The following is a 10,016-nucleotide window of genomic DNA, read 5'->3' on the forward strand; positions in this document are numbered from 1 at the left end:
CCCGGAATACGCCAGGCAGGACTACGACCGCGCCTGTGATTATGGACATGGTTGGTGGTATGTCGGCATCGAGGTCGTAGCCAAGCGCTCCGGCATTGAACTCGGCAACACCAGCCTCTGGGGCATCGAATCCGACTCGGGCGAGGAGTATTTCACCGAGACGGCTTTCGAGCTGGCCGACGAGACTATTTCCGAGGCCCGCAACGCCATGCAACGGCTCTGCGGATCTCATTAACTTACGCGTCATCTTCCCCACCGGGGCATCTCTCCCCGGTGGGGAGACGTGCCTTCGGTGGTTTCACTTCAACTCTACCGGAGGTTCATATGGAAAGCTCAAACGTTATTTCACTGTCGCAGTTTGTCGAGGATTTCGGCGATGGGTTGCTGGATGCGGTCGCCCGGCAGAATCCGCCCGTCTACGACGGCCGGGCGGATCCCTATCGGGACATGGTCATGGATGGCTTGGCACGCAATCCGTTCGACGCCCAACGGGAGGTGGTGCAGGCGGTCACCCGGCTGCTGGTGGACGCCGGCGAGCCTGCCGCGGTCATCAACGCGGAGATGGGCACCGGCAAGACCATGATGGCCATCAGCACCGCGGCCGTCATGCACGCCGAGGGCGCCAGGCGCTTCCTGGTCATCTCGCCACCACACCTGGTCTACAAGTGGCGGCGCGAAATCAGGGAGACCATTCCGGGGGCCCGGGTGTGGGTGCTCAATGGCCCGGACACCCTGCGCAAGCTCATCACCATGCGGGAGATGGCCGGCATGCCATCGACCGACGAGCCGGAGTTCTTCGTGCTAGGCCGGGTGCGCATGCGCATGGGGTTTCACTGGAAGCCGGCCGTGGCTGTAAGAAAGCGGCATATCCGGCAGTTCACTGAGACCGGGAACGAGCGGTCGCCCTCCTTCGTCAGGACGCTGGAGGTCGCCTCATGTCCCGACTGTGGCCACGTGCTGGTGGATGGTGACGGGAACCCGCTGTCACCGGCTGTTTTCCCCGACGACACGCGCCGCAACTGTCCCGAATGCGGGACAGCGCTGTGGACGTTGATCCGACCTGGGAGACCGAAAAGCCAGCGCGACCTGGTGCACCGGGCCCTGCTTCAGATCCCGACCATCGGACCGAAGTCTGCGGATCGGCTGCTGTCCATGTTTGGCGAAGAGGCGCTCGAGGAGATGCTCTCCGACAATGTCTACGAGTTCGTCAACCTCATGGATGGCAACGGTGAGCTGGTGTTCGCGGATCGTCAGGCGGCTCGCATCGAGCGCAGGCTGGCAACCCTCGAATTCGGCTTCGGGCAAGGCGGCTATCAACCCACGGAGTTCATCAAGCGGTATCTGCCGCAGAACTTCTTCGACCTGCTGATCGTGGACGAAGGCCACGAGTTCAAGAACGAGGGATCGGCCCAGGGACAGGCCATGGGTGTGCTTGCCAATCATGTGCGCAAGGTCCTGCTATTGACCGGCACGCTGATGGGTGGCTACGCCGACGACCTCTTCTTCCTGCTGTGGCGGATCATGCCTCAGCGGATGGTTGAGGACGGATTCCAGGCCAACGGAAGGGGCAGTCTCGGTTCTGCGGCCATGGCCTTCATGCGCCAGCATGGCGTGCTGAAGGACATCTACAAGGAGTCCGAGGGCGATGCTCACCGCACATCCCGCGGCAAGCAGGTGACAGTACGCACGGTCAAGGCTCCTGGCTTCGGCCCACGGGGAATTGCCCGCTACGTGCTGCCCTTCACGGCCTTCCTCAAGCTCAAGGATATCGGGGCGGACGTGCTGCCGCCGTACGAGGAGCGCTACGTGGACGTGGCCATGGGACCTGAACAGGCCGAGCTCTACGGGCAGTTGTCATCGACCCTAACCGCAGAGCTCAAGGAGGCGCTGCGCAAGGGCGACAACAGTCTGCTTGGTGTCGTGCTCAACACGCTCCTCGCCTGGCCGGACACCTGCTTCCGGGAGGAGGTCGTGAAGCATCCGCGCACGCGGTCGCTTCTCGCCTTCACCGGCTCGGTGTACGACGAGAGTGAGCCCGGCCCCAAGGAACAGGCCCTCATCGACCTGTGCCGCAGGGAGAAGGCCCGCGGCCGCCGTGTATTGGCCTACACGGTCTACACCGGCATGCGGGACACTTCGGGCAGGCTCAAGTCGCTGCTGGAGCAGGCTGGGCTGAAGGTCGGGGTTCTGAAGGCCTCCGTGGACACCTCCCGTCGGGAGGACTGGATCATGGAGCAGGTGGAACGGGGAATCGATGTGCTGGTCACCAACCCTGAGTTGGTGAAGACAGGCCTCGATCTTCTGGACTTTCCCACCATCGTCTTCATGCAGACCGGTTACAACGTCTACACCCTGCAGCAGGCGGCCAGGCGCTCATGGCGCATCGGCCAATCGCTGCCGGTGGACGTAATCTTCCTCGGCTATGCGGACACGGCCCAGACGGCGTGCCTTAGCCTCATGGCCAAGAAGATCGCCGTCGCCCAGTCCACATCGGGTGACATGCCGGAAACCGGCCTCGATGTGCTGAACCAGGATGGGGACAGCATCGAGGTCGAACTTGCTAGGCGGCTTGCCGCCTAATCTCCAGGCCGCCTTCGGGCGGCCGATTTTTTTGGCATCCGCCGCAACTGTGATTGATGCGCGCCACCAGTTCCCAAATTCGAGAGTTATGACTTCTGTTGATCGTCCCAGAAATAGTGCTCTATCTGGGTTGACCGCTTCCGGTACACAGGATGGCGGCGGCACAAGTCCACCACCTGATCGCGCACCCGATCACGCACCGTCAGCGCGCCGCCACCGGTTTCAAGCTCATCCAGCACGTCGCACAGCCAACCCGCCAGTTGCTCGCACTCGGCCACGCCGAAGCCGCGTGTGGTCACGGCCGGCGTGCCGATGCGCAGCCCCGAGGTCACGAAGGGCGAGCGCGGGTCGTTGGGCACCGAGTTCTTGTTCGCCGTGATGTAGGCGTCGCTCAATGCGGCGTCCGCCTCCTTGCCGGTATAGGGCCGGGCAGACAGGTCGATCAGCATCAGATGATTGTCGGTGCCGCCGGAGACGATGTTGTAACCGCGCCGCTGGAGCACGGCGGCCATCGCGCGGGCGTTGGTCACCACCTGGCGCTGGTAGGTCTTGAACTCAGGGCGCAGTGCTTCCTTGAACGCCACCGCCTTGGCGGCAATAACGTGCATCAGCGGACCGCCTTGGATGCCGGGGAACACGGCGGAATTGAGCTTCTTGTAAAAGTCCTCACCTTGCCCCTTGGCCAGGATGATGCCGCCGCGCGGGCCGCGCAGGGTCTTGTGGGTGGTGCTGGTCACCACATGGGCGTGGGGCAGCGGGTTCGGGTATTCACCCGCCGCCACAAGCCCGGCGACGTGGGCCATGTCCACCCAAAAGATGGCGCCCACCTTGTCGGCGATGGCGCGCATGCGCGCCCAGTCCTTGTGACGCGAATAGGCGGAGAAGCCGCCGATCAGCATCTTGGGCCGGGTTTCCAGCGCGATGCGCTCCATCTCGTCGTAGTCAATCAGTCCCGTCTCGGAGTCGAGCCCGTAGGGCACGATCTTGTAGTGGCGGCCGGAGAAGTTGGACGGATTGCCGTGGGTCAGGTGGCCGCCCTGGGCCAGGTTCATGCCCATCACGGTGTCGCCGGGGTTGGTCAGCGCCAGGAACACCGCCGCGTTGGCCTGGGCGCCGGCATGGGGCTGGACGTTGGCGTAGTCGCAGTCGAACAGCGCCTTGACCCGCTCGATGGCCAGGCGCTCGGCCACGTCCACATGCTCGCAGCCGCTGTAGTAGCGCTTGCCAGGGTAGCCTTCGGCGTACTTGTTGGTGAGCACCGAGTTCTGGATGGCCATCACCAGCGGGCTGGCGTAGTTCTCGGAGGCGATCAGCTCAACGTGATCTTCCTGGCGGCGTTCTTCGTGCAGGACGGCTTCTGCCAGCTCGGGGTCGAAATCGGTGAGGGTGAGAGAGGTGTCATACATGGGATTCGTCCTGTGGCTTGGAATATTCCGGTTTGAAGGCTTGATCCTGCGCGGGTGCATCCCTGTCCAGTTGCCGGCGCACATCGCGGATCAGGTCGCTGGCCGCCGCCAGCGCCTCGGCCGCCGGCTTGCCGGCCAGGCTTTCGATGAGCCAGGAGCCAATCACGACGGCATCGGCCACCTGGGCGATTTCCCTGGCCGTGCCGGCATCGCGGATGCCGAACCCGACGCCGACGGGAATGCGCACGTGCTGGCGGATGCGCGCCAGCGTGTCGCGCACCTGAGCAATGTCCAACGCCGTGGTACCGGTGACGCCCTTGACGGAGACGCAGTAGACATAGCCGCCGGCACGTTCGGCGACTTGCCGGATGCGCCGTTCGGTGGAGGTCGGCGCCAGCAGGAAGATCAGGTCGATGCCGTGGCGACGCAGTTGTGCGGCGAGGTCGCCGGAAACCTCCGGCGGGTAATCGACCACCAGCACGCCGTCTACGCCAGCGCCGGCAGCTTCCGCCGCGAAGGCGCCCGGCTGGCGCAGCAGGTCGTAGCGTTCGATGGGGTTGGCGTAGCCCATCAGCACCACCGGCGTGTCGGTGTCCGACTCGCGGAAGCGCCGCACTTGGTCGAGTACCTGCTGCAGGCCGATGCCCTGGCGCAGGGCGTATTCGCTGGCGGCCTGGATGGTCGGGCCATCGGCCGACGGGTCGGAAAACGGCACGCCCAGTTCGATGACATCGGCTCCGGCTTCGACCAGGACGTGCATCAGTGCCGGGGTAATGTCCACGCTGGGGTGGCCGGCGGTGACATAGGGGATCAGCGCCTTGCGCCCCTGCTGCCGCAGGTGCAGAAAGGTTGTATCGAGCCGGCTCATGGCTGGCCTCCAGTGTCAGGCTGGGCCATCACCGTCTCCATATCCTTGTCGCCCCGGCCGGACAGGTTGACCAGAATGGCCTGTTCCCTGGGCAGGGAGGCCGCCAACTTGAGCGCGTGGGCGACGGCGTGGCTAGCCTCCAGCGCGGGAATGATGCCCTCCACACGGCTGAGCCGATGGAAAGCGCTCAGCGCCTCGTCGTCGGTAGCGCCGACGTACTCGGCGCGGCCGTTCTCGTGCAGCCAGGCGTGCTCCGGCCCGACCCCGGGGTAATCCAGGCCGGCGCTGATGCTGTGGGTTTCCAGCACCTGCCCGTTGTCGTCCTGAAGGATGAGCGAGCGGTTGCCGTGCAGCACGCCGGGACTGCCGCGCTGAATCGACGCGGCATGCCGGCCCGTGTCCAGCCCCAGCCCTGCCGCCTCGACACCGATCAGGCGCACGCCTTGGTGTTCGATGTACGGGTGGAAGATGCCGATGGCATTGCTGCCGCCACCGACGCAGGCGATCACCGCGTCGGGGTGCTGCTTCGCCATGCCCAGGCGCTTGAACAGTACCGGCATCTGGGTCAGGCACTCCTTGCCAATCACGCTTTGGAAGTCCCGCACCATCGACGGATACGGGTGCATGCCGGCCACCGAGCCGATCAGATAGAAGGTGTTATCGACGTTGGTGACCCAATCGCGGATCGCGTCGTTCATGGCGTCCTTCAGGGTGCGCGAGCCGGCGGTCACCGGCACCACCGTGGCGCCCAGAAGCGCCATGCGCTGGACGTTGGGGCGCTGTCGCTCGATGTCCTCGCTGCCCATGTAGATCACGCACTCCAGGCCGTAGCGAGCGCAGATCGTCGCGGTAGCCACACCGTGCTGGCCCGCACCGGTCTCGGCAATGATGCGCCGCTTGCCCATGCGCCGCGCCAGCATGGCCTGGCCGATCACATTGTTGATCTTGTGCGCGCCGGTGTGGTTGAGGTCTTCGCGCTTTAGGAAAATACGTGCGCCGCCTGTTTCCTCACTGAGACGCCGGGCGTAGTACACCGGCGAGGGGCGGCCGACGTAATCGGCCAGTTCTCCCTCAAACTCGGCGGTGAAGGCGGGGTCGTCACGGTAGCGCCGGTAGGCCGCGTGCAGTTCCTCAACCGCCTGCGCCAGCGTTTCGCTGATGAAGCTCCCGCCGAAGCGGCCGAAGAAGCCATCAAGGTCGGGTTGGTCGCAGATCGGCTTCTGCATCATGCCGCCGGCTCCATCTGCGCAGCCGATTCAGCCGTTGCCGCACCATTCACCACGCTTGACGACAGCAAGCGAGCGACACGCACCACGATGTCGTCGATCTGCATCTCATCGCAAATCAGCGGCGGCAGTAACCGGATGACGGTGTCGCGGGTCACGGTGATGAGCAGGCGCTGCTCCTCCAGTGCCCGTCCGACCAGTTCTTTGCAGTTCCTGTCCAGCTCAATCCCCGCCATCAACCCCTGGCCGCGAATGGCGGTGACTTTCGGGTGATCGCCCAGTGCCCGCTGCAATCCCGCCAGCAAGCGAGCGCCCAGCACGGCGGCGCGCTCCGGCAGCTTTTCGCGGCCCATGATGTCGAGCACGGTGCAGGCCACCCGGCAGGCCAGCGGATTGCCGCCGAAGGTAGAGCCGTGCTGACCGGGCGAGAACAGCTCGGCGGCCGCACCGCGCGCCAGGCAGGCGCCGATGGGAACGCCGTTGCCCAGCGCCTTCGCCAGCGTCATCACGTCGGGCGTGATGCCTGCATGCTGGTAACCGAACCAGGCGCCGGTACGGCCCAGGCCGGCCTGGATCTCGTCGAGCATCAGCAGCCAGCCATACTGGTCGCACAGTGCCCGCAGTTCGCGCAGGTAGTCGGTGCTGGCAACCCGGATGCCGCCTTCGCCCTGTACCGGCTCGATCAGCACCGCCACGATGTCGCGTGACTGCTCGGCCGCCTGGCGAACCGCCTCGATGTCGTTGTAGGGCACGCGCAGGAAGCCGGGCAGCAGCGGCTCGAAGCCGCACTGTTTCGCCGGATTGCCCGTGGCAGAGAGCGTCGCGATGGTGCGGCCATGAAAGCCGTTTTCAAACACCAGAATCTTCGGCTCTGCCACCTGTTTGCGATGACCTTGCAGTCTTGCCAGCTTGAGGGCGGTTTCGTTGGCCTCCGCGCCGGAATTGCAGAAGAACGCTTTTTCCATACTCGCCAGCGCGCACAGGCGCTGGCCCAGCCGTTCCTGCCAGTCGATGCGGAAGATGTTGGAGGTGTGCAGCAGCATCCCGACCTGTTCGGCGATGACGGCGGCAATCTCCGGGTGAGCGTGACCCAAACTGGTGACTGCGACACCGGCGATGGCGTCCAGGTACTCCACTTCTTGTTCATCCCAAAGCCGTGCGCCGCTGCCCCGCACGAAGGAAACAGGCTGACGGGCATAGGCCCGCATCAGGTGGGAAATTGCGGGTTGCATGAAAAATCCTCAAATCCGATTTGGTATGTAAATTGGCGTATGCATTCACGCATCTGTGGTTCGTGACTGCTCGTCATTGGCATCAACAGCTCCGCGCATTGCGCCTTTTTTGTTTGGCGCAGCGCCCGCACGACCTGACGGCACGCCTGGGCGGCGGCCTCCGGCAGGCCAGCGCCATTGAGCCAATGCCCGGTCAAGGTGGCGCAAAACAGGTCGCCGGTGCCCTTCGGTGCGGCGTCGATGCGCGGATGGATGATGACCTCGGCCCGCCTGCGGGTGACGAGCACCACCTGCATTTCGCCCATCGCCCAGGTATCGGGCGCGGCACTGGTCACTGCGACCCATTGGGTACGCCCCGTCAGCAAGGTGTGGGCGGCGGCGACCACGGTTTCGACATCGTCCACAGGAAGGCCGGTCAGGTGCGCCAGTTCAAAACCATTAGGTGTCAAACCGTCGGCCAGTGGCAACAAGTCCCGGCGGTAGGCATCGACCAGACGGGCATCGACATAGACGCCGTGGTCGTGATCGCCCATCACCGGGTCGATCACGATGCGCAGGTCTGTACGCTCATTCAGCTGAGCCCGCGCCCAACGGGCCACGGCGTCAGCCTGTTGCGGGTTGCCCAGATAGCCGACCAGGATGGCGCGCAGAGCATGCAGAGCCCCGCGCGCCGAAAGATCCTGCAGATAGCCATCGAACCATTCGATAGGCAGTGCGCCGCCGTGTAGCGACGGGTAGTGCGGTGTGTTGCTGAAAACCACGGTGGGAACAGCGGCCACCGACAACGCCAGCGCCTCCAGGGCCGGGACCGCGACGTTATTGCCCACCCTGCCATACACTACTTGCGACTGCACCGAAACCACATCCAGCGATAGTGGCCGAGATGCCGTAAAGGTCATGACGCCCCCCTTGACGAGCCTGCTTCGATCCCGTCCAGCCAGGCGGTAAACGCCGCCCGTGCCACCAGCGGCAAATCGGATCGCAGGGCTTGTGCTTCGGTGCGCAATGCGCGTGGGTCGATGCCGGCCTGGGCCAGTTCGCAGGCATGGCCGACCAGCCAGCGCTCGATCCGACGCGGGTCTGCCTCCAGATGGCATTGCAGTGCCAGCACATGATGGCCAAGGCTGAAGGCCTGGTTGGCGCAGGTTTGTGTTCCCGCAAGCGGCGTTGCCCCGGCGGGAATGTCGAAGCGGTCGCCATGCCAGTGCAACACCGGGACCTTGCCCAGTGCCGCCAGCGGTGACGCCTCGCCCTCCGAGGTTAGCGTCAGTGGCGCGAAGCCGATTTCCTTGATGCCCATGCTGGTCACACTCGCACCAAGCGCGCGGGCGATCAGTTGCGCGCCCAGGCAGATGCCCAGCAGCGGGCGCCGGTTTTCCAGCCGCTGAACAATCACCGCCAGTTCGTCGCGGATGAACGGGTAGATACCGTCATCAAAGGCGCCGATGGGACCGCCCAGCACCACCAGCAGATCGGCCGCTGCCGCATCCTCTGTGCGCAAGTCATCGGTGGCGGCATCCAGATAGCGCACGGTATAACCGCGTGCCGCGAGCAGCGGCCCCAGTGTGCCGAGGTCTTCAAAGTCCAGATGGCGAATGGCAATGGCGGTTTTCATGTTCGTGACTCCTCTGTGCTGGATTCACCGGGCCAGTAATGGCTGTCCGGCAGGGGGCGAGCGCCGAAGATGGCCTGGCCGACACGCACCACCGTGGCGCCTTCCTGGATGGCGATCTCGAAATCGCCGGACATGCCCATTGACAATTCGTCCAGCCCGATACCGGCAGGCGCGCTCTGCCGCAGCCGGTCGCGCAAGGTTCGCAGCAGCACGAAACACTGGCGCACCCGTCCGGCCTCGCTGGAGAACAGCGCCAGCGTCATCAGCCCACGCACGCGCAGTGCCGTGAACGCAGGCAGTTTCTGGATGAAGGCCGGCATGTCTTCGGGAGCCAGGCCGTACTTGCTGGCCTCACCAGAGGTGTTGACCTGCACAAAAACATCCAGCGAGCGCCCTTCAACTTGCAGACGGCGGTCCAGCGCCTCGGCCACGCGCAGGCTGTCCAGCGCCTGGAACTCGGCGGCGAAGCGCGCCACCTGCTTGGCCTTGTTGGTTTGCAGATGGCCAATAACCGACCAGCGCAGGTCGGTCAGATCCTGCATGGCTTCCCATTTGCGGTAAGCCTCCTGCACCTTGTTCTCGCCCAGCATCCGGCAACCCGCCGCATGGGCCATGCGCAGGCTTGCCTCGGGTTTGGTCTTGCTGACCGGCAGCAAACGTACCGTTGCGGAATCGCGGCCGACGCGCCGACAGACGGCCTCGATGCGCGCCTGAACCGCAGCCAGGTTGCGCTGGAAATCCTCAACCGTCGTGGCCACGGGATAACGGCCGTGCTTGTCGTGACGGGTCTGTGTGGAGGAAGGGGCTGACATCAACTCGCCTCCTCGTTGACCGGCGTCGGCGCCATAAGGGATCTCGACTCCCGCTGCGGCAGCCGGCCATTCAGCACCGCGTAGGCCACCAGCCCGATCACCAGACCCCAGAACGCACCGCCTATGCCCAGCAGGGTGATGTTGGCGGCGGCCGCCAGGAAGGTGATCAGCGAGGCTTCGCGGGCCTCGGCATCGGCCATCGCGCCGGCGAGGCTGCCGCCGATGGTGCCCAGCAGCGCCAGGCATGCCAGCGTGGTGATGAAGGTCGCCGGGAAGG

The 10,016-nt window shown here is 64.9% G+C and carries 10 protein-coding genes; 2 read left to right on the forward strand and 8 right to left on the reverse strand.

Annotated elements, in window-relative coordinates; all coding sequences use genetic code 11:
* Both PHQ87_RS11095 and PHQ87_RS11100 read left to right on the forward strand, forming a co-directional pair.
* A partial coding sequence (locus PHQ87_RS11095; RefSeq protein ID WP_300234074.1) for a hypothetical protein occupies window positions 1-235 on the forward strand: 235 nt, incomplete at its 5' end.
* An 89-nt stretch (window positions 236-324) separates the two neighbouring features.
* Entirely contained in the window at window positions 325-2,580 is a 2,256-nt protein-coding gene (locus PHQ87_RS11100; RefSeq protein WP_300234077.1) for a DEAD/DEAH box helicase family protein, read from the forward strand.
* Between the two features lie 86 nt (window positions 2,581-2,666).
* Here PHQ87_RS11100 and glyA read toward each other — a convergent pair whose 3' ends face one another.
* The 8 genes from glyA to PHQ87_RS11140 all read right to left on the reverse strand — a co-directional run.
* Entirely contained in the window at window positions 2,667-3,986 is a 1,320-nt protein-coding gene (glyA, locus tag PHQ87_RS11105; RefSeq protein WP_300234079.1) for a serine hydroxymethyltransferase, read from the reverse strand.
* Window positions 3,979-4,854: a tryptophan synthase subunit alpha gene (gene trpA / locus PHQ87_RS11110; protein WP_300234080.1), complete on the reverse strand. Its 876-nt coding sequence runs from the start codon at window positions 4,852-4,854 to the stop codon at window positions 3,979-3,981. Before trpA ends, glyA begins: the two co-directional genes overlap by 8 nt.
* Complete coding sequence (gene trpB / locus PHQ87_RS11115; protein WP_300234098.1) at window positions 4,851-6,080, reverse strand: tryptophan synthase subunit beta; 1,230 nt, start codon at window positions 6,078-6,080, stop codon at window positions 4,851-4,853. The genes trpA and trpB overlap by 4 nt, the downstream gene beginning before the upstream one ends.
* Window positions 6,080-7,312, reverse strand: coding sequence for an aspartate aminotransferase family protein (locus tag PHQ87_RS11120; RefSeq protein WP_300234085.1), 1,233 nt, complete (start codon window positions 7,310-7,312; stop codon window positions 6,080-6,082). Before PHQ87_RS11120 ends, trpB begins: the two co-directional genes overlap by 1 nt.
* Entirely contained in the window at window positions 7,288-8,211 is a 924-nt protein-coding gene (pdxK, locus tag PHQ87_RS11125; protein ID WP_300234088.1) for a pyridoxine/pyridoxal/pyridoxamine kinase, read from the reverse strand. The genes PHQ87_RS11120 and pdxK overlap by 25 nt, the downstream gene beginning before the upstream one ends.
* Window positions 8,208-8,927: a glutamine amidotransferase gene (locus PHQ87_RS11130; protein ID WP_300234091.1), complete on the reverse strand. Its 720-nt coding sequence runs from the start codon at window positions 8,925-8,927 to the stop codon at window positions 8,208-8,210. The genes pdxK and PHQ87_RS11130 overlap by 4 nt, the downstream gene beginning before the upstream one ends.
* Window positions 8,924-9,739, reverse strand: a complete 816-nt coding sequence (locus tag PHQ87_RS11135) for a YggS family pyridoxal phosphate-dependent enzyme (protein WP_300234094.1) — start codon at window positions 9,737-9,739, stop codon at window positions 8,924-8,926. The genes PHQ87_RS11130 and PHQ87_RS11135 overlap by 4 nt, the downstream gene beginning before the upstream one ends.
* Window positions 9,739-10,016, reverse strand: a 278-nt coding sequence (locus PHQ87_RS11140) for a benzoate/H(+) symporter BenE family transporter (RefSeq protein ID WP_300234096.1), incomplete at its 5' end; no start/stop codon positions are given. The genes PHQ87_RS11135 and PHQ87_RS11140, both read right to left, overlap by 1 nt.

This window comes from Hydrogenophaga sp. (assembly GCF_028698005.1).
Lineage (GTDB): Bacteria > Pseudomonadota > Gammaproteobacteria > Burkholderiales > Burkholderiaceae_C > Hydrogenophaga.